General features: G+C 65.6%; 20 protein-coding genes, 1 tRNA gene and 1 pseudogene. 18 read left to right on the plus strand and 4 right to left on the minus strand.

Annotation, left to right across the window (positions count from 1 at the left end; genetic code table 11):
* Nucleotides 1–652: 652 nt before the first annotated feature.
* The 7 genes and pseudogenes from ACWDX9_RS01590 to istB all read left to right on the plus strand — a co-directional run bounded on the left by ACWDX9_RS01590 (nucleotide 653) and on the right by istB (nucleotide 7,475).
* On the plus strand, nucleotides 653–1,294 hold the full coding sequence (locus ACWDX9_RS01590; protein ID WP_449947743.1) for a PadR family transcriptional regulator: 642 nt from the start codon (nucleotides 653–655) through the stop codon (nucleotides 1,292–1,294).
* 104 nt (nucleotides 1,295–1,398) lie between these two features.
* On the plus strand, nucleotides 1,399–2,364 hold the full coding sequence (locus ACWDX9_RS01595; RefSeq protein ID WP_449947745.1) for an ATP-binding cassette domain-containing protein: 966 nt from the start codon (nucleotides 1,399–1,401) through the stop codon (nucleotides 2,362–2,364).
* Entirely contained in the window at nucleotides 2,361–3,206 is an 846-nt protein-coding gene (locus tag ACWDX9_RS01600) for an ABC transporter permease (protein WP_449947747.1), read from the plus strand. Before ACWDX9_RS01595 ends, ACWDX9_RS01600 begins: the two co-directional genes overlap by 4 nt.
* 19 nt (nucleotides 3,207–3,225) lie before the next feature.
* Nucleotides 3,226–3,732: a DoxX family protein gene (locus ACWDX9_RS01605; RefSeq protein WP_449947750.1), complete on the plus strand. Its 507-nt coding sequence runs from the start codon at nucleotides 3,226–3,228 to the stop codon at nucleotides 3,730–3,732.
* A 27-nt stretch (nucleotides 3,733–3,759) separates the two neighbouring features.
* Nucleotides 3,760–4,593: an alpha/beta fold hydrolase gene (locus ACWDX9_RS01610; RefSeq protein WP_366313046.1), complete on the plus strand. Its 834-nt coding sequence runs from the start codon at nucleotides 3,760–3,762 to the stop codon at nucleotides 4,591–4,593.
* 427 nt (nucleotides 4,594–5,020) lie between these two features.
* Nucleotides 5,021–6,699: pseudogene (gene istA / locus ACWDX9_RS01615) on the plus strand (IS21 family transposase).
* The gene (istB, locus tag ACWDX9_RS01620) at nucleotides 6,696–7,475 is read left to right on the plus strand and encodes an IS21-like element helper ATPase IstB (protein ID WP_106536463.1); all 780 of its coding nucleotides are present in this window, start codon (nucleotides 6,696–6,698) and stop codon (nucleotides 7,473–7,475) included. Before istA ends, istB begins: the two are co-directional and overlap by 4 nt.
* Before the next feature lie 853 nt (nucleotides 7,476–8,328).
* Here the strand turns inward: istB and ACWDX9_RS01625 are convergent.
* Both ACWDX9_RS01625 and ACWDX9_RS01630 read right to left on the minus strand, forming a co-directional pair.
* Nucleotides 8,329–8,643 (minus strand): CPCC family cysteine-rich protein, encoded by a 315-nt coding sequence (locus ACWDX9_RS01625; RefSeq protein ID WP_449947755.1) that lies wholly within the window; start codon nucleotides 8,641–8,643, stop codon nucleotides 8,329–8,331.
* 445 nt (nucleotides 8,644–9,088) lie between these two features.
* Nucleotides 9,089–9,538 (minus strand): NUDIX hydrolase, encoded by a 450-nt coding sequence (locus tag ACWDX9_RS01630; RefSeq protein WP_449947758.1) that lies wholly within the window; start codon nucleotides 9,536–9,538, stop codon nucleotides 9,089–9,091.
* A 70-nt stretch (nucleotides 9,539–9,608) separates the two neighbouring features.
* On the opposite strand from ACWDX9_RS01630, the gene ACWDX9_RS01635 reads away from it, so the two are divergent.
* The 11 genes from ACWDX9_RS01635 (at nucleotide 9,609) to ACWDX9_RS01685 (ending at nucleotide 18,179) form a co-directional block, all read left to right on the plus strand.
* Entirely contained in the window at nucleotides 9,609–10,394 is a 786-nt protein-coding gene (locus tag ACWDX9_RS01635) for a GntR family transcriptional regulator (protein ID WP_449947760.1), read from the plus strand.
* A gap of 303 nt (nucleotides 10,395–10,697) precedes the next feature.
* Nucleotides 10,698–10,958 (plus strand): hypothetical protein, encoded by a 261-nt coding sequence (locus ACWDX9_RS01640; RefSeq protein WP_449947763.1) that lies wholly within the window; start codon nucleotides 10,698–10,700, stop codon nucleotides 10,956–10,958.
* Between the two features lie 714 nt (nucleotides 10,959–11,672).
* Complete coding sequence (locus ACWDX9_RS01645) at nucleotides 11,673–12,404, plus strand: GntR family transcriptional regulator (RefSeq protein WP_449947766.1); 732 nt, start codon at nucleotides 11,673–11,675, stop codon at nucleotides 12,402–12,404.
* 125 nt (nucleotides 12,405–12,529) lie between these two features.
* Nucleotides 12,530–12,946 (plus strand): plasmid replication, integration and excision activator, encoded by a 417-nt coding sequence (locus ACWDX9_RS01650; RefSeq protein WP_449947768.1) that lies wholly within the window; start codon nucleotides 12,530–12,532, stop codon nucleotides 12,944–12,946.
* A complete protein-coding gene (locus tag ACWDX9_RS01655) occupies nucleotides 12,946–13,221 on the plus strand; it encodes a hypothetical protein (protein WP_449947771.1) in 276 nt (91 codons plus the stop codon). The genes ACWDX9_RS01650 and ACWDX9_RS01655 overlap by 1 nt, the downstream gene beginning before the upstream one ends.
* Nucleotides 13,218–13,517, plus strand: coding sequence for a hypothetical protein (locus ACWDX9_RS01660; RefSeq protein WP_449947774.1), 300 nt, complete (start codon nucleotides 13,218–13,220; stop codon nucleotides 13,515–13,517). Before ACWDX9_RS01655 ends, ACWDX9_RS01660 begins: the two co-directional genes overlap by 4 nt.
* Before the next feature lie 91 nt (nucleotides 13,518–13,608).
* Nucleotides 13,609–15,051: an FtsK/SpoIIIE domain-containing protein gene (locus ACWDX9_RS01665; protein ID WP_449947777.1), complete on the plus strand. Its 1,443-nt coding sequence runs from the start codon at nucleotides 13,609–13,611 to the stop codon at nucleotides 15,049–15,051.
* Between the two features lie 2 nt (nucleotides 15,052–15,053).
* Nucleotides 15,054–15,251 carry a hypothetical protein gene (locus ACWDX9_RS01670; RefSeq protein WP_449947780.1) on the plus strand — a complete coding sequence of 66 codons (198 nt, stop codon included), beginning with the start codon at nucleotides 15,054–15,056 and terminating at the stop codon, nucleotides 15,249–15,251.
* Between the two features lie 5 nt (nucleotides 15,252–15,256).
* Nucleotides 15,257–16,852, plus strand: a complete 1,596-nt coding sequence (locus ACWDX9_RS01675) for a replication initiator (protein WP_449948056.1) — start codon at nucleotides 15,257–15,259, stop codon at nucleotides 16,850–16,852.
* Nucleotides 16,849–17,040 (plus strand): helix-turn-helix transcriptional regulator, encoded by a 192-nt coding sequence (locus ACWDX9_RS01680; RefSeq protein WP_449947783.1) that lies wholly within the window; start codon nucleotides 16,849–16,851, stop codon nucleotides 17,038–17,040. The genes ACWDX9_RS01675 and ACWDX9_RS01680 overlap by 4 nt, the downstream gene beginning before the upstream one ends.
* Nucleotides 17,037–18,179 (plus strand): tyrosine-type recombinase/integrase, encoded by a 1,143-nt coding sequence (locus ACWDX9_RS01685; RefSeq protein ID WP_449947786.1) that lies wholly within the window; start codon nucleotides 17,037–17,039, stop codon nucleotides 18,177–18,179. Before ACWDX9_RS01680 ends, ACWDX9_RS01685 begins: the two co-directional genes overlap by 4 nt.
* 62 nt (nucleotides 18,180–18,241) lie before the next feature.
* On the opposite strand, the gene ACWDX9_RS01690 is transcribed toward ACWDX9_RS01685, so the two are convergent.
* Nucleotides 18,242–18,315: transfer RNA gene (locus ACWDX9_RS01690), tRNA-Ile, on the minus strand.
* Between the two features lie 127 nt (nucleotides 18,316–18,442).
* Complete coding sequence (locus tag ACWDX9_RS01695; protein WP_449947788.1) at nucleotides 18,443–19,222, minus strand: DUF3566 domain-containing protein; 780 nt, start codon at nucleotides 19,220–19,222, stop codon at nucleotides 18,443–18,445.
* Nucleotides 19,223–19,225: the final 3 nt, after the last annotated feature.

Genomic DNA, 19,225 nt, shown 5'->3' on the forward strand with positions numbered 1-19,225 from the left:
GGACGCGGCTTCTTCTTCCCCATGCTCTCCATCATGGACATCCTTCCGGGGACGAGCCCCTGATCTCGGATGTCCGTCAAACCGGATCAAGCCCACTGGTCGAAGTTGAGACCCCTCGCAGGGGCGATGAGCACTTGCCGTCAATGAGCGGGGCAAGGTCGAAGAACGTCTGTTGAGACCCCTCGCAGGGGCGATGAGCACCCGGCTCGCTCTCACTGAGATGAGTTTGGAGGTCTCCACCAGCACCGTTTGTAGGTCAGTGCTGACACCACCCGGACCAGGATGGCAGCTTAGTGTTGGTGGGAGTTGACACCACCTGGCGGGCGCGCAAGCGGAGCTCGTAGTGCAAGGTCAAGTGGCGGGAGCACCCCAATCGGGACACCCCCGAGCACGTCCGCGATCAGGCCGAACTGTGGGCGGGACACGCACGCACCGAACTGGAGTGGGCGAAGAGCCTGAGCAAACGACTGTCTGAGGGCGCCTACATCATGGCCGATGATCCGGGTTCGTGGCGAACGGTGTCCGATCACCTCAAGATGCGCTTCTAATCAACCTTGACTAGATGTTTCCTCCGCGTGTACTCTGGCCAAGTAGTCAAACTTGACTAGCCTCAACCAATCCGTTCGCAACACCGAGAGAAGGAATCGAACCCATGGGTAAGCTCGCGATCGAGACGAGAGGGTTGAGCGGAGGTGGGCGCGTGTCGGCGACGAAGCTCCTGGTGCTCGGTATCGTGCACCTCTCCGGCGGCGCGCATGGCTACCAGGTGCGGTCCGAACTGCAGAGCTGGGGTGCGGAGAGTTGGGCCAAGATCAAGCCCGGCTCGATTTATCACGCGCTGAAGAAGGCGGCGGCTGATGGCCTCCTCACCGAACACGCCGAGCCGGGCAACTCCGGGCCGGAGCGCGTTCTGTACCGCGCGACAGCTCGGGGACGTGACGAGATGGTCGAACTGGTCCGCGACGGTCTGCGGCGCACCCACGACCCGGACATGCTCAACGCGTCCATCGCCATGTTGCCCATGCTGACCAGGACAGATGCCATCGCGCAGGTTAACGAGCGGGTCGCGCGCCTGGAAGCGGAGCTCGTAGAGCAGGCCAAGTGGCGGGAGCACCCCAATAGGGACGCCCCCGAGCACGTCCGCGATCAGGCCGAACTGTGGGCGGGACACGCACGCACCGAACTGGAGTGGGCGAAGAGCCTGAGCAAACGACTGTCTGAGGGCGCCTACATCATGGCCGATGATCCGGGTTCGTGGCGAACGGTGTCCGATCACCTCAAGATGCGCTTCTAATCAACCTTGACTAGATGTTTCCTCCGCGTGCACTCTGGCCAAGTAGTCAAACTTGACTAGCCTTAACCAATCCGTTCGCAACACCGAGAGAAGGAATCGAACCCATGGGAAAGTTCGCGATCGAGACGAGAGGGTTGAAGAAGAGCTTCGGCACGACCCACGCGGTCGCCGGTGTGGACCTGGCCGTGAGTGCCGGGGGCGTGTACGGCGTGCTCGGTCCGAACGGGGCGGGCAAGACCACCACGATCCGCATGCTGGCCACGCTCCTGCGCCCCGACGCCGGAGAGGCGCAAGTGCTCGGCTACGACGTCGTGCGTGACGCCCAGGCGGTGCGGAGCAGGGTGGGCCTCACCGGGCAGTTCGCGTCGGTCGACGAAGACCTCACCGGGGTGGAGAACCTGTTGCTGCTCGCCAGGCTGCTCGGCTACTCACGCCGCCGAGGCAGGGAGCGGGCGACCAACCTGCTCGACGCGTTCGGTCTTGCCGAGGCGGCCGGCCGGCAGGTGAAGAAGTACTCCGGCGGGATGCGCCGGCGCATCGACATCGCGGCGAGCCTGGTCGTCCCCCCGGAACTGATCTTCCTCGACGAGCCGACCACCGGGCTCGACCCGCGCAGCAGGAACCAGGTGTGGGAGATCGTCAGGGGCATGGTCGCCGAGGGCACCACCGTGCTGCTCACCACGCAGTACCTCGACGAAGCCGACCAGCTGGCCGACCGCATCGCCGTGATCGACCACGGAAAGGTCATCGCCGAGGGTTCGAGCGGCGAGCTCAAGGCATCGGTCGGTGCCGGCTCGCTGCATGTACGCCTACGTGCGCCCGAGCAGCGGGCCGAGGCCGAACGGGTCCTCGCCGGCGTCCTCGACGTGCCGATCGAGCTCTCCGCCGACCCGGTCGCGCTGTCCGCGGGGATCTCCGACCCCGAGCGGGTCGCCCGCGCCCTGGCCGAGCTGTCCCGCAGCGGCATCGACGTCACCGAGTTCGCGCTCGGTCAGCCGAGCCTGGACGAGGTGTTCCTCACCCTGACCGGACACGCCGCCGAGGAGACACCCGAGGAGGATGCCGCATGACCGCCACGACCGCGGAGCAGGCGTCGGCGCCGGTCACCGAGGACGCGCTGCGCAGTGTGCTGTTGGCCGGCGAGCGGCCGTCTCGGCCTGGCCCGGTGCTCACCTCGTTGACATTCGGCTGGCGCGCTCTGCTGAAGATCAAACACGTCCCGGAGCAGCTCGTCGACGTGACCATGTTCCCGATCATGTTCACGCTGATGTTCACCTACCTGTTCGGTGGCGCGCTCGCCGGGTCGACGCAGGAGTACCTGCAGTTCCTGCTGCCCGGCATCCTGGTGCAGGCGAACGTCATGATCACCATGAACACTGGCATAACGCTGAACACCGACATCCAGAAGGGGGTGTTCGACAGGTTCAGGTCACTTCCGGTGTGGCGACCGTCGCCGCTGGTCGGCGCCCTGCTCGGCGATGTGATGCGCTACTCGATCGGGTCGGCGATCGTGATCACGCTCGGATTGGTCCTAGGGTTCCGGCCGGAGGGTGGCGCCGTCGGGGTGGTGCTCTCGGTGGTGCTGTTGCTGGTGTTCTCGTTCTGCCTGTCGTGGCTGTGGACGATGCTCAGCCTGATCCTGCGCACGCCGAACTCGGTGGCTGGGGTCAGCATGATGCTGATGTTCCCGCTGACGTTCGTGAGCAACATCTTCGTGGACCCGAAGACGATGCCCGGGTGGTTGCAGGCGGTCGTCGAGGTCAACCCGATCACCCACCTGGCGACCGTGGTACGCGGCCTGATGCACGGCTCGGTGCCAGCCGGGGAAATCGGCTGGGTGCTCGTCTCGTCCGTACTTCTCGTCGCGGTCTTCGGTCCCATCACCATGGTCCTCTACCGCAACAAGAAGTAGATGCCGCTACCGCGAGCACTTGGTCGAAATCAACTCCGACAACCCGGCCAACTCGGCCAACGCCATCACCGGTACCAGGCCCGGACACGACAAGGAGAGCCGAATGAGCACCATCCCCAAGAACAACTCGGAAACCGTTGCGCACACGCCCGGGCGGGCGAGCAGCATCGGGGTCTGGATTCTGCAAGTCGTGCTGGCGGCGATAATCGCCGGCGGCGGAATCTCGAAGCTCGCCGGCGACCCGGTCATGGTGGACATGTTCGCCGACATCGGGGCTGGCCAGTGGCTCCGGTACCTGGTCGGAGCGCTGGAGGTCGCGGGAGGGGTTGGACTTCTGATCCCGGCTCTGGCGGGCCTGGCCAGTCTCGGGTTGGCGGCATTGCTGACCGGTGCTGTCATCACCGATCAGTTCGTGCTCGAGCAGAGCCCTTGGCTGCCGCTCGCCTTTCTCGTCGTGGCGGCCGTGATCGCAAGGGCGCGGTGGTCGCGCACCGAGGCCGTCGTCGGCACGCTGCTCAGGCGCTGAGACAAACCTCTCGAACGGAGATGTGAGATGAACGAGATGGCCTTTCGCGTGACATCAAACGATGGCACCACCATCGCTTACGACAGGGAAGGAAGCGGTCCGGCCGTCATTCTGGTGGGCGGAGCACTCGACGACGGGGTGGAGAACGCTCCCTTGGCGCCAGCTCTCGCCGAGCACTTCACGGTCTACAACTATGCCCGTCGGGGACGCGGCGCGAGCGGCTTCACCGAGCCGTACGCCGTGGAAAGGGAGATCGAGGACCTGGATGCGTTGATCGCGGAGGCGGGCGGCTCAGCACACCTGTTCGGAGCGTCCTCAGGCGGCGCGCTGGCGCTGGAAGCCGCCGCGGCCGGGTCAGCCATCGACACGATCGCCGTCTGGGAGGTGCCCTACGCGGTCGGGGACGACATACGCCCGCGATTCGAGGAGTACATCGCAGACACCCGACGCGCCTTCGACGCCGGGCGAGACGAGGAGGTTCTCGAACTGTTCATGCGCATGACCGGCGCCTCCGACGACAACATCGCGGCCAGGAAAGCGGCAGGCAAGCAGACGGCGCATTGGGCGCATTCGGTCGCCCTCGCGCCCACGCTGGTCCACGACAGCGTCTTCCTCAATCGCTACCAATTGCCGGCCGATCGACTGGCAACGGTCACCCAACCGGTCCTTGTCACCACCGGAGGGCCGATCACGGTCCCTTATATGGCAGGCCTGCCCTCGGACTTCTTCGACCGCGCAGCCGACGAGCTTGCAGACCTACTACCCCACGCTCAACGGGAGACCCTCGAGGGGCCGGATCACGTCGTCGACCCACAGACCGTCGGCCCGCTGTTGCTACGGTTCTTCAGCACCGAACACTGAGGGGCCCGCGAGGTGTTGCGGGAATACCGATTAGGCACCGCGCAAGCAGATCTTCGTCGCGCCAGGGACACGGGGCGGACAGGTAGTGTCGAGGTTGATGTCGTCGGCGGCATCACAGGCCTAATCCTGGGCGTGCTCGTCACCAACGTCTTCGTCACCACGCAAGGCCGGGCCGTCGTACTGACCTGGGCCTCAGTGGGACTCGACCTGGCCTACTCGCTGCTCATCGGCTCCGTCGTCGGTCGTACCCCGCACTCCGGGCCGACTCAGCCTCAGTACCGCCCACCGAAGCCCTGCGCAGCACATGACCAGGCACCTCGGTAGGGCCAGTCATTCCGGGCTCTGGTCGCATGCGGTCACCGTTCCCAGGCGGTGGCCCGGTGCCGAAAGTCGTGCCCACGGCGTGCTCACGTCAGGAGTGCCACCGATGACGCAGCCGCGTTCCCGGGTCGACCTGTACGCGGCGATCCGACGGGATGCCCGATCTGGGATGTCCAACCGCGCGCTGCAGCGCAAGCACGGCGTCGGCTTCCGAACCGTGACAGCGGCGCTGGAATCTGCATGGCCGAAGGAGAGAAAGCAACCGCCCAAACGCGGCTCACGGCTTGACGCGTACCGAGTGGTGATCGACGACTGGCTGCGCTCGGACCTCGACGCGCCGCGGAAGCAGCGACACACGGCGAAGCGGATCTTCGATCGACTGCTTGACGAACATGACGGGGGCCGGGGTGGTGTCGTACTGGATGGTCCGCGAGTACGTCGCCACCCGACGCCGTGAGATTCGCGTCGAGGTCGGACGGGAACCTGCCAACGCGTTCATCCCGCAAGAGCACCTCCCGGGCCGCGAGGCCGAGGTTGACTTCGGCGACGTCGCCATCCGCCTGCGCGGCGAGCTCGTAACCTGCGCGCTGTTCAGCCTTCGGCTCTCCTACTCGGGCAAGGCCGTGCACAGGGTCAGTGCCTCGGCTGGGCAGGAAGCCTTCTTCGAAGGGTCACGTCCACGCCTTCAACGTGCTCGGCGGGGTGCCGACCGGGAAGATCCGCTACGACAACCTCAAGGCCGCCGTCGCGAGCGTGATCGGGTTCTCCCGCCAGCGGGTCGAGGCCGACAGGTGGACCGCCGTCCGTTCCCACTACGGCATCGAAGCCTTCTACTGCCAGCCCGGAATCCAAGGTGCGCACGAGAAGGGCGGCGTCGAGGGGCAGATCGGCTGGTTCCGACGCAACCACCTCGTCCCCATCCCAGAAGTCGACTCCCTCGCCGAGCTCAACGCTATGGTCGACGCCTGGGACGAAGCCGACGACGCCCGGCGGATCGGGTCCCGCGCCCGCACGGTCGGGGAACACTTCGCCACCGAGCAGCCACTCCTCGCGCCCCTTCCGACCGAGCCGTTCGAGACCGGCCGCTGGTTCACCCCGCGCGTGGACCGGTACGCCCAGGTCACGGTCCGGATGAACAAGTACTCCGTGCCCGCGCGCATGGTCGGCCGTCAAGCCCGGGTGCTCCTGAACGCCAGCGACCTGGTCGTGTTCGACGGCAGGACCGAGATCGCCCGCCACGAACGGCTCATGACCAAGGGCTCGACCCGGGTCGACCTGGACCACTATCTCGAGGTCCTCCTCCGCAAACCGGGCGCGCTACCCGGTGCGAAAGCGCTGGAGCAGGCCAGGGCATCCGGGCGGTTCACGCCCGTTCACGACGCCTGGTGGGCCGCGGCCTGCAAGGCCCACGGTGACGCTGACGGCACCCGTGCCCTCATTGAGGTCCTGATGATGCACCGGCACCTTCCACACGACCACGTCGTCGCCGGACTCGCGACGGCGCTGCGTGCAGGCGCGCTCACCGCGGACGCTGTCGCGTTGGAAGCGCGCAAGTACAACGACACAGCAGATGGCGGAGCCGACGACACGACAGCGGACCACCAGTCCCTGATGAGCGGCGACAGGGCACGCGGAGAAGGCGAGATCCCTGCCGTGCGATCGCTGACCGAGCGCCGGCTCCGCGCCCACATCCCGGCCGACACTCGGCCGCTGCCGAGCGTGGAGAAGTACGACCAGCTGTTGGCCAGCCGACGTGACACCCCGAACGAAGGAGCCGCACCGTGACCACCAAGCGCCGTGGAATGACCGAAGAAGCAGCCGACGCCGCGATCGACCAAGCGTGCCGGATGCTGCGAATGCCCACCATCCGCAACTCCTTCACCGACTACGCCGACCGGGCAGGGCGTGAGCAGATGTCTTACCGCGGGTTCCTCGCCGAACTATTGCTTGCCGAGTGCGACGATCGCGCCCGACGCCGGTCCGAACGCCGGATCAAGGCCGCCAAGTTCCCCCGCGAGAAGTCCCTGCGGGCCTTCGACTTCGACGCCAACCCCAACATCGATCCCGCCGTGATCCACACCCTCGCCAAGTGCGAATGGGTCCAGAAGGGACAGCCGCTGTGTCTGATCGGGGACTCCGGCACCGGCAAGTCCCATCTGCTGATCGCACTCGGCACCGAGGCCGCCATGGCCGGCTACCGGGTCAAGTACACCCTGGCGACCCAGCTTGCCAACGAGCTCGTCGAGGCCGCCGACGAGATGACGCTGGCGAAAACCATCGCCCGCTACGGCCGCGTCGACCTGCTCTGCATCGACGAACTCGGCTACATGCAACTCGACCGCCGCGGCGCGGAACTCCTCTTCCAGGTCCTCACCGAGCGTGAGGAGAAGGCCTCGGTCGCGATCGCGTCCAATGAGTCCTTCGGCGGCTGGACCAAGACCTTCACCGACCCCCGGCTATGCGCAGCCATCGTCGACCGACTCACCTTCGGCGGCACCATCCTCGAGACCGGCACCGACTCCTACCGTCTGGCCCAAGCCACAAAGCAGCGGACAACCTGACACCCGTCGGGCGCGGAAGCGGTGTCGACGCAAACCAACATCCGCGGCACCGACACGTGCCCGGCGGTGTCAGAACTCGCCAACAAGCGGTGTCGGACGAAACCTCCGCAGCCACACTGAGGACGCCCACGGCCCCGTTGAGACCCCTCGCAGGGGCGATGAGCACCGCTCCGGACACGCCATGGTCCGGCGAGCACTACATGACGTTGAGACCCCTCGCAGGGGCGATGAGCACGCAGGGTTACGAGCTGTACCGGTGGACTGATCGCGTTGAGACCCCTCGCAGGGGCGATGAGGACGCCGAGCTGGTGGACGTCCCCCTCGCGGGCTACACATTGAGACCCCTCGCAGGGGCGATGAGGACCCCAAGGTAAAGCCGCAGCTCAAACTGCGCAAGAGAGGCAGCTACTGGGGTCGGTTTGCAGCAAGCCTCCGGTCGTGCAGGGAACGCGGGAGGTTCGCTGCAAAACCAAGATCACATACAGTGGTCGGCCCTCCGGATGGCTTGCCTTGAAGGCCACAGAACATCTCTTCGCGCCCTGTCGCCATCGTACGAGCACAACCCAACACCGTCGAAGGCCCGGAGAACTTACTTGAACACGGTGCCATACGGTCGCGAGGTCTGGCGCGACGGTCAAATGACGGTCAAATGATCAATAGGCCAGATCCACGATCTTGGGATCTAGCCTCTGAGCTGGTGAAACTCTGTGGGGCTACCAGGACTTGAACCTGGGACCTCTTCCTTATCAGCACGATCACCGGGGCCGTTGTACGTCCCTTGCCTCGCTCAGGACTGTGATCGGCGGCTGAGATCATCCGAAGATGTTCGGTGGTGTTGCCGTCAACGTTGCCGTCATAGTTCCAACGGCGGCAAGCGGCGCAACTCACGATAGATGCGTCTGGCCTCGGTCAAGCTTAGAGAGCCATTGGGACCGCCGCGCACTACGTCCGCATCATGGTCGTCTTGGCCATCATCTTCCCAGTCGCACTCTTCACAGAACCCAAAGTAGCCACGCATACGCAAGGTCGGGTGAAAGCAGCATGGGCACGTGTACTCGCCTTGCGGCAGAGAGAACAGAGCCTCGCGTCCGCCAGCCTCCACCAATGCCAAGATCCAGTCTCTCCTCTTCCTGATCTCATCGAGAGTGGGGTGATCGGCGGCAGTCATTGGCCCATTATGGCCCCCGCAAACCGATCTTCCCGTCTGCCTCGTCCACCTGCACAGGCAGCGGGCCAAGGGCCTGGGGTCAAGGTGGAGCGCCCTACTGGACGAACGACCTTGGCCCCAGGCCCTTGGTCTGCTGGGCTCTGCCTGGACGTGGCAGGCGGGAAGATCGGGCACCCTCGCCACCGACTACCAGATGGCTGGTCATCGCGATCATCCCGGAGCCGAGTCCCCGCCGGAGGCATGTCCTGACCTGTCCCGGCTCCGGTGCCTACTTCGGGTGGCTATCTGCGTGTGTGATCGGCTTGGCCGACTGTGATCCCGTCAGCCCGCGCGGCTCCCCGCGCGAGACCGGCCCCCAGGCCGCATGCTCGCGCGGGGAGAGGGCCGCGCGGGCGTGCGGCGGCGCAGCCGCCGCCTTGATCTCTATAAGAACAATTCAGCAAGGTCATTCGAGTTGTGCGCTGCCCTCGCAGAGATGAACCCCGTCATGGTGGCGGATAGCTGGCACGGGGTTGTGCTGCATGGCGTCCAGGACGCGAACGCCGAATGCCTCGTTGGCCAACGAGCGCACTTCGTCGGCGGTGGCCCAACGGAAAGCGCGGGTCTCGCTGGTCTCGGAGAGTTGCCCACCGATGACCTTGCAGCGGAAGACGAGGGCGATGATGTGCCGGGTCATGTTCTTGTAGACGCCAGTGAGGGTGACGGGCTCGACGTCCAGGCCGGTCTCTTCCCGGATCTCTCGGAGGAGACCGGTGGTGATGTCCTCGCCGCGTTCGAGGATGCCGCCCGGCGCCTCCCAATGGCCATTGTCCCTGCGCTGGGTCAACAGCGCGCGTCCCTGATCGTCGATGATGACACCTGCCACGCTGACGGAGTGCGTGTTCGGGTGATCCATCGATTCCCTCCGGCGTTCCTGGTCGCTATCCTCAGCCCACATAGTCGTATGTACGAGTTGAGGAGTGGTCGTGGCCGAGCTGCCGTTGCCGGACCTGGACCCGATCAGCGACCGTGCAGTGTTCCGCCAGATCGCCGATCACATCCGTGACGCGATCGAGCGGGGGACACTCGCTGAAGGCGAGCGCCTGCCCTCGGAAGCTCAACTCATCCAACACTACGGGGTTGCGCGGATGACCATTCGCAACGCTCTCCAGGTGCTCCAAGGTGAGGGCTTGACGGTCGCGGAGCATGGGCGCGGTGTGTTCGTACGTGCGCGTCCACCGGTACGCCGGTTGGGCTCTGATCGCTTCGCTCGGCGCCATCGCGAGCAGGGGCGGGCCGCCTTCATCGCCGAGACGGAAGGGGCCGGCGCCAAACCGTCCGTCGACTCGATCAAGATCGAGGAAGGGCAGGCTTCCGCCTCCGTGGCCGAGCGGTTGGGGATCTCCAGGACGGACCTCGTGATCTCTCGTTCTCGGCGCTATCTGATCAACGGTCAGCCGGTCGAAACGGCTGTCTCCTACATCCCGGCCGACATCGCGCGAGGTACGCAGATCGCGGAGCCGAACAGTGGACCGGGCGGAATCTACGCTCGGCTGGAGGAACTGGGACACCGGTTGGATCACTTCGTGGAGGACGTCAAAGCGAGGATGCCGCTCCGCGATGAGGCACGGGCGTTGAAGCTGGCTCCTGGAGTCCCGGTCTTTCAGTTGATCCGCACGGCGTACACCGTGGAGGGTCGGGCGGTGGAGGTATGCGACACGGTGATGTCGAGCGATGCCTATGTGCTCTCGTACGAGCTTCCTGCTAGGTAAGGCTTGACGACTCCTCTAGACGAGTTGACAATGCTGTACAGCTACTCCTCTAGGCGAGTAGAGGTGTCGCTTCACGGGCAGCTTCGGCCGACCAGAGGTGGAACCCATGACCGATCACAGCGCATGCGATTCATGCGACGGGCGCGGCTGGAAGTACGTCAGTCCTCGGCGCGGTTTAGTCGCGTCGTCGGCGGATGATCAGCCTGCCGGTGTGAGAACGCGCGGAGATTGCTTGCGCTGTGATGGCACGGGCGAGGGCGGCGAGTCGACGTGAGCGGGCGGTCGCCTGGGGAGTTGACGGGGATGCCGTTGTGGCACATCCAGTACGCCCGCTTGGTGCCGTTGGCATGGAATCTGCACACTGTCGGACTGGCGGTCGCTCTCCAGCTGCCGGCCAAGGACGAGCCGGTGTTGGTGATCGCTCGGGCGTCGGGGCTACTAAAGGTGCGAGTTGCCGCGTGCGGCGCGGGCTGGGTGTTCACCTGGGGACGCGGGCTGGATCATTGCGTGGATACCGATGCCCTGGAGCGCGCGACACAGATTTTGGCGGGGCTGGCGGCGTGATGGGGTGCTATACGGAGCTGCCGGTGCACCCGCTCGCCGCGTCGGTCGCACGTAGCCATGTACGAAACGCTCTGACCAAATGGGGGCATCACGGCTTGAGCGAGAACGCTGAGCTGCTGGTCAGCGAACTGAGCTCCAACGCGATCAAGGCTATGAGCGGCGCAGCCGAGTCGGGTCCTTTCTGGGTCGGGGTCTATGAAACGTGCTTGCCGGACTGCCTGGTGGTGGTCGAGGTGTGGGACTCGCTTCGCACTCCCCCGAAGCTGTCCCGGACTGGCATTGACGAGGTGGGCGGGCGCGGACTGTGGCTGGTGGAGTGCCTAACGGCGGACTGGGGCTATCGCTGGCCGGCGACTGGGGGAAAGGTCGTCTGGGCCGCACTAGAGGCGGGAAGCGACGATGGGCGTTAGCAAGCCTGGCCCGTCGGTGACGCGTGGCTACGCGCTGGCCATCAATGGGATGAAACCGTTCTGCCTGGTGGCGATCACGCCAGAGCTGCGAGTGTCCACAGACGCGACCTCAATGTGTGGGCTGACCGTGTTGGTGTGCAATCGCTTCGGCGGGCTGTTCTTGTGGGAGCCAATGGATCCGGTGTGCCCGAACTGTCTGAAGGCGGTGCGGACTGGTCGACCGATCCGTCCGCAGGGTGCTACCTAGCACCATCCAACGATCACCTGATACCTTGACGACAAGTCGAGTTGTTAGGTGGTCGCTATGGCGTCAACAGATGAGTTTGAGCTTCCGAAGTACGCGCAGATCGTTCGGGCGATCCGCGACAAGATCGCCGATGGCACCTACCCTCCCGGCTCGCTGCTGCCGTCCGAGACTCAGCTTGTGAAGGAGTTCGGCGTGTCCCGGCCGACTGTGGTCCGGGCGCTGCAACTGCTCCAAGAGCGCAACGTGATCTCCCGCGAGCATGGCAAGGGCTCGTACGTGAAGGCCCTGCTTCCCGCTGCGGAGCAGACCGGCAAACCAGGTCGGGCGGTGCTGGATCGCGCCGAGAGCGAGGCGGGCGGCACACCGGTCGAGACTGGTTGGCAATCCGCTTCCCGCAGTGTCGCTCGACTGCTGGAACTGGACGACAACGCACCGGTGATGATGCGCCGCGTGCTGTTCCACGACGGCGAACGCCCGACCGACCTAGTGACCTTCTGGGCCTCGCACGAGATCGCCAACGGGGTAGACCTGGACCGTAAGACGGTTCTTGAGGTCGGCGTCCGGCAACACATTCAGGCGGCCAAGCGTCTGCGACTGGAGCATGTGAAAGAGCGGCTGAGCGCTCGCCACCCGTCCGCCGATGAGGCCAAGCTACTGGAGATCGGCAAGTCCGCTGCGGTGCTCGCCGTACTGGCAACGGTGTTCGATGGCTCCGGACGCCCCGTTCTGGTCCTGGAGCAGGTACTTCCCGGGACGTTGCACGAGCTAGAGGACGCCTACACCTTGTAGTCACGATGATGTGATGCAAGTCACACATCCAGTCGCCGTACTTGTATTGTCGAGTAGTCATCTGCAAGTTATTTTGGAACTACTCGATAAGACGAGTTGTCAACGATACGACTGGAGATCAAGGTATGGCATTGCAAGGCCCCATCCCGATCAGCTTCGACCAAATGTTCCCCGCTGGCTGCTACGCCGTGGGCGAGGTCGAGCCGGTACGCGACTTCGACGCCTCCACCAAGGCGCGCGAGGTCCAAGCACGCGACAAGCACACCAATGAGCCGGTCTGGCAGATCGCGGTCATGGACGCCGACCCGACCGTCAAGGCGTCCCAGAAAACCGTCTCCGTCAAGATCCTCTCCCCCGTGCAGCCGGTTCCCCCGGCTCCCATGGCGGGCCTGCCGTTCACGCCGGTCGAGTTCGACGGCATGACCGTCACCCCGTACGTCAACCAGCAGGGCCGATTGGCCTACTCGATCAAGGCACGCGAGATGCGTGCTCCCCGGACCGCAAGCAAGCACAGCTCGATCAACAAGGAGGCGGCAGTCTGATGGGTACCCGACACAAGCGCCCGACCAGCGTGATCAATCTCAACACCTCGGCCGGTGCCCGCGCCGAGAACCGTCCCTACCGGCTGCGTACCCCGGTACTCATGATGGACTTCGGCGCAACGTCGGTGCTGGTCACCACTTCCACGCCGAACCGGATCACGGCGGCCGATGTGGAGTTCGCCCGTCAGCTCGCCGAACAGTCCGCGAACTTCGCGCTGTCGGTCGAGCGGATGTTCCGGGGCCTCCCGGCGCGGCAGGCGGTGACCGGTCAATGAGCCGAGAGCCCTACACCTATGTGTCGATGTCCCTGCACGGACGCGACAGAGCCCAGCTCAACGTCTCCTTCCACACGCCCCGCATCCGGCTGGAAAACCTGGTCATCCAGGGCACCCGTCCCCTGCTGTCCATGTCCACCCCTGAGGCGGACGTGTCGATCTCGACCACGGGCGGCGGGCCGGTTACCGACCAGGACCTGGCCGTGGCGCGCGCGCTGCTCGATGCGGCTACCTGCTACCTGGCCGACTGCGAGCGTCTACACGCCATCGAGTCCTCCGACCAGGCAGCGGCCTGATCACACATAGCGGGGCCACCAGAAGCGGCAACTTCCGGTGGCCCCAGTTCTCCCAAGTTCCCAGCAACGGTTCAAGGAAGGAACCCAGTCTATGTTCCGCCGTACCTCCGGTGAGGTAACCGGAGACCTGGTCACCACGACTCCGGGTGCACCGCTGATGTTCCGCCCGACCGTCGTGCAGACTCCGGCCTTCATCACGCTCATGATCCTCGGATGGCGGTTCTCCTGCGGGCTGGTCCGCACGGTCTACCGGCATCCGGTCGCCGTTACGATCACCGTGGGCCTGGTCGCGCTGGCCATCACCTACGGCTGGCAGAACACTGCCTGGCTGCTCGGCTTCACCCTCCTAGCGCTTGGCTCGTGGGCGCTATTAGACCGTCCGTCGTTCTGCTGGTGGGTCGGCTGGCGGCTGCTGGCCTTCTGGCGACTCGCCTGGATCTACCGGCCGCACTGGTCGTTCGCCATGTCCGGCGCGGGCCTGTCCAAGCTCGCCAGAGGGCTGGAGTACCGGCCACGCCTGGTACGGGTGAAGTCCGGGCCGGTGGCCGACACGGTCACGATCAAGATGCTCAAAGGACAATCGTTCGAGGAGTGGACCAGCAAGGCCGACAACCTGGCCCATGCCTTCGGTGCGCTGGGCTGCCGTACCTCCATCGTCCGGGCTGGCCTGCTGCGACTGTCCCTGCCTCGCCGCGATCCACTACGCCACCCCATCAATGCCCTGCCCATCCCTGACACGGTAGACCTGCACGCGGTCCCGATCGGACTGTGCGAGGACGGTACGCCGTGGCGGCTGCGAGTGCACGGCACACACATCCTCGGCGCGGGTGCGACCGGTGCCGGCAAGGGCTCGATCATCTGGTCTACCGTGCGCGGGCTCCTGCCTGCCGTCAATGCGGGGCTGGTCACGCTGTTCGGGCTGGACCCCAAACTGATGGAGCTCTCCTACGGCCGCGACCTGTTCCACCGATACGCGGCCACGCCCGAAGAGTGCGCCGACCTGCTGGAAGAGGCGGTCGCGCTCATGCAGGACCGCGCCGCCCTATACGGCGGACATCAGCGCTCGCACACCGCCACGATCGAGTACCCGTTCGTGCTGGTGATCGTCGATGAAGTCGCCTTCCTGACGGCGTACCAGACCGACAAGGACCTCAAGCGGCGCATCACCGCTGCCCTGGCCACGCTCACCACCCAAGGGCGCGCGGTCGGCGTCGGCGTCATGGCGCTGCTCCAGGACCCCCGCAAGGAGGTCATGAACATCCGCAACCTGTTCCCCGACAAGATCGCGCTACGGCTGGATGAGTCGGAACAGGTGGACATGGTCCTCGGAGAGGGAGCACGCGAACGTGGCGCACTGGCCGACCTGATCTCTCCTATCCCCGACATCGGCGCGGGCGTCGCCTACGTCCGGCTGGAGACCTCCCCCGAACCGGTACGGGTCCGCGCCGCCTACGTCTCCGACTCCGACATCCGCGACATGGTCGCCTGGCTCAAGGCCGACCACGACACGCTCCCCCTACCCGAGGTGGTGTGATCATGACCGGAACCGAAGTCCTGCCCAAGCACAAGTGCCCCACCTGCAAGACCAAGGGCCGGTGCACCCTCGACCAGGCCACGCAGCAAGTCACCTGCGGCGAGTGCGGCCAGTCCTCTCTGGTCCTGATCGCCCCCGAGCCGCAGCCGGTCAAGCGAGCTCGCCGCCCCCGCGCCTCCTCCCGGAGGAAGGCCCAGTGAGCGGCATGGACCGTTCGACTCCCCGCGCGGTGCGCCTGGCTCAGCCGCTCGCGCGGGAGGTCGTTGACCAGCTCGCGATCAGCTACGGCGTGTGCATCCGGCCGGTCCCCATGATCCGGCTCGACCACGTCACCGGACAGACCGAACGCCTCGACATCCCATGCGGCGCGACCTTGGAGAGCAAGTGTCCGCCGTGCGCCAAGCGCAACCTCCAGCTCCGCAAGGCCCAGTGCCGGGAAGGCTGGCACCTCGACCACGAACCGGACATCACCCCCAACGAGCCCACCGACGAACAGCGCTACCTGATCGAACTACGCGCCCAACTCCAGGCACACCGCGACCAGGCCGAACACGACGGCCAAGACCTCGCCCCCTGGGACGATGCGATCACCCAGGTAGAGGCCGAAATGCGCGCCTCCGGCCTGCGCGGCAGCGTCCTGGGCCGCTCCTCCACAGGCCGCAAACGCTCCACCAAGCGGCGACAGGACGCGCCAGACCTGCCCAAGCGCAAGAAGGTCTCCGGCACGCTGGGCCGCTTCTACGAGTCCCCGGACGGCAAGCGGTTCCGGCCCTCGATGTTCATCACGCTCACGCTGCCGTCCTATGGCCGGATCCTCGACGGCGCACCCGTCGATCCGCACAGCTACGACTACGCGCGGGCCGCTCGCGATGCGATCCACTTCGCCAAGCTCGTTGATCGCTTCATTCAGAATCTGCGTCGTGTGGCGGGCTGGGACGTGCAGTACTTCGCCACCGTCGAACCGCAGAAACGGCTGGCCCCACACCTCCACCTGGCTATGCGCGGCACCCTGTCGCGCAAGGAGATCAAGCAGATCGCCGCCGCCACCTATGCGCAAGTGTGGTGGCCGGCCACCGACCGGATCGTCTTCGACGGCGACAACATGCCGGTCTGGGAGGACGGCGTTGGCTACCTCGATCCCCGTACCGGCGAGGTGCTGCCCACCTGGGACGAAGCGCTAGACGCCATCGGCGAGGATGACGAACCGCTGCATGTGCTGTCTTTCGGCAGTCAGGTGGACGCCAAGGGCGTGCTCGGCGGCACCGACCGCGCCGACCACTTGATCAAGCACTACCTGACCAAGTACCTCACCAAGTCGATCGCCGAGACCTGCGAGCCGAGCAACCAACGTCAACGTGACCATGCCGACCGGATGCAAGAGGCACTGCACTACGAACCGTGCTCGCCCACCTGCCCGAACTGGCTGCGCTACGGAGTACAGCCCCAGCACGCCCGACCGGGGCAGGCTCCCGGCCGATGCCGGGGCAAAGCACACAAGGCTGAACACCTCGGCTATCCCGGCCGCCGCGTCCTGGTCTCCCGCAAGTGGTCCAACAAGACCCTCACCGAACACCGCGCCGACCGCCGCGCCTGGGCCATGGAAGCGCTCAGCCTTTCGGCAACTGAGGACCAGGACCCCGGCCGCTACACCTGGCGACCCGTCCCACCTGGAGACCCGGACCTTCCGCCCCTCGGCCAACGGCTCCTCCTAGAGATCGCCAACCGCCAACGCTGGCGATCCCTGATCACACAGCACCAACAAGATCCTTCGGCAACCCGAGAGGAGGTGACGGCGGCATGAGCTTGGCTCCCCTGGAACAACGGCTGCTCAAGGTGCCTCAAGTGATGGAAGTACTCGGGCTCAGCCGATGGCAGATCTACAACCTGATCAGGTCCGGCGACCTGGAGTCGGTCAAGGTCGGCCGGAGCCGGCGCGTACCCCTGGCAGCCATTGATCAGTTCATATCCCAGCTCAGAGAGGCCGCATGATGTCCAAGAAGGGCAAGCGAGCGAACGGCGAAGGAACCATTTACCAGCGGAAAGACGGCCGATGGGAAGGCGCCGCCTTCGTCCTGGCGTCGGACGGCACAGAGAAGCGAGTCCGCAAGTATGGCAAGACACGAGAGGAGGTGCACGCCAAGCTCATTGAAGTGCTCGACCGGTCGCGTCGTGGCGTCCCGGTAGCCGATCGGCCGTGGAAGCTGGGGGAGTACCTGGACTATTGGCTGGAGCATGTGGCGCCCCTCCGACTGCGGGCTACGACATACGCCAAGTACGAGACGATGGCGCGTCTCTACCTCAAGCCGGGTCTCGGTAAGCAACGCCTCGACCGGTTACGCGTCGCGACCATCCAGACTTTCCTCAATCGCCAGATCAACGCCGGTCATTCGGTCGGGACGGTCTACGCCATGAAGGTCACGCTCAGCGCTGCCCTTACTCGGGCCATGAGAGAAGAGTTGATCTCCAGCAACCCCGCACGGCTGACCACGCTCCCCTCACCCAATCCATCCACAGTTCGGCCGTGGACTGTGGACGAAGCTCGGCGATTCCTCAAGGCGGCCAAACCTCTGCCCTACTACCTGCCCTTGCTGCTCCTCCTGGTGTACGGCCTTCGACGAGGCGAAGTGCTCGGGATCGGGTGGGAGGACGTAGACCTCGACAGGAACACGATCCGCATCGAGTGGCAGATCCAGCGGATCAAGGGCAAGCTCGTCCGGGTGCCGGTGAAGACGAACGCCGGCAAGCGCACGCTCCCGCTGATCCCCTTCGTCCGAGACGCGATCATCGAACAAGCGGGGGTGCAGGCGAATGCCAAACGCAAGGCGGGCAAGGAGTGGCAGGACTCCGGGCTTGTCTTCACCTCACGCACGGGTGGCCCCATCGAGCCGACGAACCTTGGTCGCGCGTTCGAACGGGTGATCAAGGACAACGCGCTACGCCGAATCAGACTGCACGACCTGAGGCACACCACGGGCACGATGCTCAAGGACCTGAAGGTGGCCCCCCGAGACGCCAAGGAGATCCTTGGGCACGCACGCATCTCCGTCACGATGGAGATCTACACACACGGCGACCAGGAAGCACACAGGGAGGCGATCGAAAGGATCTCAGGGAAGCTGTTCGACTGACGTTGCCGTCACCGTAGCCGTCAAAGGCCCCGTTCCTTGATCGGAATGGGGCCTTGAGCGGGTGGGGCTACCAGGACTTGAACCTGGGACCTCTTCCTTATCAGGGAAGCGCTCTAACCGTCTGAGCTATAGCCCCGCGCACACCGAACGTTATCGCATCCGCAGGACGGAGGCGAACCGGTTGTTCGGATGAGGAAAAGCTTACCGCCTCCGGCGTGCTGCTCGCGCCGTCCCCGCCCACGGGGCCGGCGCGAGCGCCACGTCTACTCGGCCTCGCTGAAGGTCACCTCGACGCCTCCGACCAGGTCAGAGGCGATGTTGTAGATGACCGCCCCCAACGTGGACAGCGCGGTGATCAGTACGACGTTCACGGCGCCGATCAGTGCCGTGTAGCCGAGGATGCGCACCGGCTCGAACCAGGAGGCGATGTTGATGGGGATGGAGCTCTGCCCCTGCTCCCCCTGGCCGAGCTGGTTGACCAGGTCGACCAGCGAGTCGAACACGCCCAGGGCCGACAGCACGCCGTACAGGACGGCCACCGCCACGAACAGCACCACGAAGCAGACCAGGGACACCACGAAGCTGAACTTCATGGCGGACCACGGCTCGACACGGCGCAGGACCAGGTGGGCCTTGCGGGGGAGCCGGGACCCCGAGGAGTTCGACGACTTCTTCTTGTTGGGCAGCTCGAGAGCGGGCGGGGCCTCGGTGGCGAGCGACGGACGGACGCGGACCGTGTCGTTGCCCTCCGGAGGCTGCGGGCCGGAACCAGGACCGGAACCCGGACCGGGGCCAGGACCAGGACCACCGGGGCCAGGGCCGGGGACGGGGCCAGGGCCGGGGGCGGACGGCGTGGGCATGGGTGACGGCGCGGGAGCCGTTGACCGCGACTCCTCCTTGGGCGGACCTGGCTTGCCCTGCGCGGGCGACGTGTCCTTGCCGTCGTCGATCGCGCCGAAGATCTCGGTTTCGTTGGGCTTCTTCGGCTGTTGTCCGTTACCCGAAGCCGCCTTTGTCCTGGCGGAGCCACCCTGGGCGCTCATGAA

The organism is Nonomuraea sp. NPDC003201, assembly GCF_053590415.1.

What these genes read in the sequence shown, in the direction of transcription:
- ACWDX9_RS01590 (WP_449947743.1), top strand. Translation starts at nt 653, where the DNA reads ATGGGTAAGCTCGCGATCGAGACGAGAGGGTTGAGCGGAGGTGGGCGC.
- ACWDX9_RS01595 (WP_449947745.1), top strand. Translation starts at nt 1,399, where the DNA reads ATGGGAAAGTTCGCGATCGAGACGAGAGGGTTGAAGAAGAGCTTCGGC.
- ACWDX9_RS01600 (WP_449947747.1), top strand. Translation starts at nt 2,361, where the DNA reads ATGACCGCCACGACCGCGGAGCAGGCGTCGGCGCCGGTCACCGAGGAC.
- ACWDX9_RS01610 (WP_366313046.1), top strand. Translation starts at nt 3,760, where the DNA reads ATGAACGAGATGGCCTTTCGCGTGACATCAAACGATGGCACCACCATC.
- ACWDX9_RS01625 (WP_449947755.1), bottom strand. Translation starts at nt 8,643, where the DNA reads ATGACTGCCGCCGATCACCCCACTCTCGATGAGATCAGGAAGAGGAGA.
- ACWDX9_RS01630 (WP_449947758.1), bottom strand. Translation starts at nt 9,538, where the DNA reads ATGGATCACCCGAACACGCACTCCGTCAGCGTGGCAGGTGTCATCATC.
- ACWDX9_RS01640 (WP_449947763.1), top strand. Translation starts at nt 10,698, where the DNA reads ATGCCGTTGTGGCACATCCAGTACGCCCGCTTGGTGCCGTTGGCATGG.
- ACWDX9_RS01645 (WP_449947766.1), top strand. Translation starts at nt 11,673, where the DNA reads ATGGCGTCAACAGATGAGTTTGAGCTTCCGAAGTACGCGCAGATCGTT.
- ACWDX9_RS01650 (WP_449947768.1), top strand. Translation starts at nt 12,530, where the DNA reads ATGGCATTGCAAGGCCCCATCCCGATCAGCTTCGACCAAATGTTCCCC.
- ACWDX9_RS01655 (WP_449947771.1), top strand. Translation starts at nt 12,946, where the DNA reads ATGGGTACCCGACACAAGCGCCCGACCAGCGTGATCAATCTCAACACC.
- ACWDX9_RS01660 (WP_449947774.1), top strand. Translation starts at nt 13,218, where the DNA reads ATGAGCCGAGAGCCCTACACCTATGTGTCGATGTCCCTGCACGGACGC.
- ACWDX9_RS01665 (WP_449947777.1), top strand. Translation starts at nt 13,609, where the DNA reads ATGTTCCGCCGTACCTCCGGTGAGGTAACCGGAGACCTGGTCACCACG.
- ACWDX9_RS01670 (WP_449947780.1), top strand. Translation starts at nt 15,054, where the DNA reads ATGACCGGAACCGAAGTCCTGCCCAAGCACAAGTGCCCCACCTGCAAG.
- ACWDX9_RS01675 (WP_449948056.1), top strand. Translation starts at nt 15,257, where the DNA reads ATGGACCGTTCGACTCCCCGCGCGGTGCGCCTGGCTCAGCCGCTCGCG.
- ACWDX9_RS01680 (WP_449947783.1), top strand. Translation starts at nt 16,849, where the DNA reads ATGAGCTTGGCTCCCCTGGAACAACGGCTGCTCAAGGTGCCTCAAGTG.
- ACWDX9_RS01685 (WP_449947786.1), top strand. Translation starts at nt 17,037, where the DNA reads ATGATGTCCAAGAAGGGCAAGCGAGCGAACGGCGAAGGAACCATTTAC.
- ACWDX9_RS01695 (WP_449947788.1), bottom strand. Translation starts at nt 19,222, where the DNA reads ATGAGCGCCCAGGGTGGCTCCGCCAGGACAAAGGCGGCTTCGGGTAAC.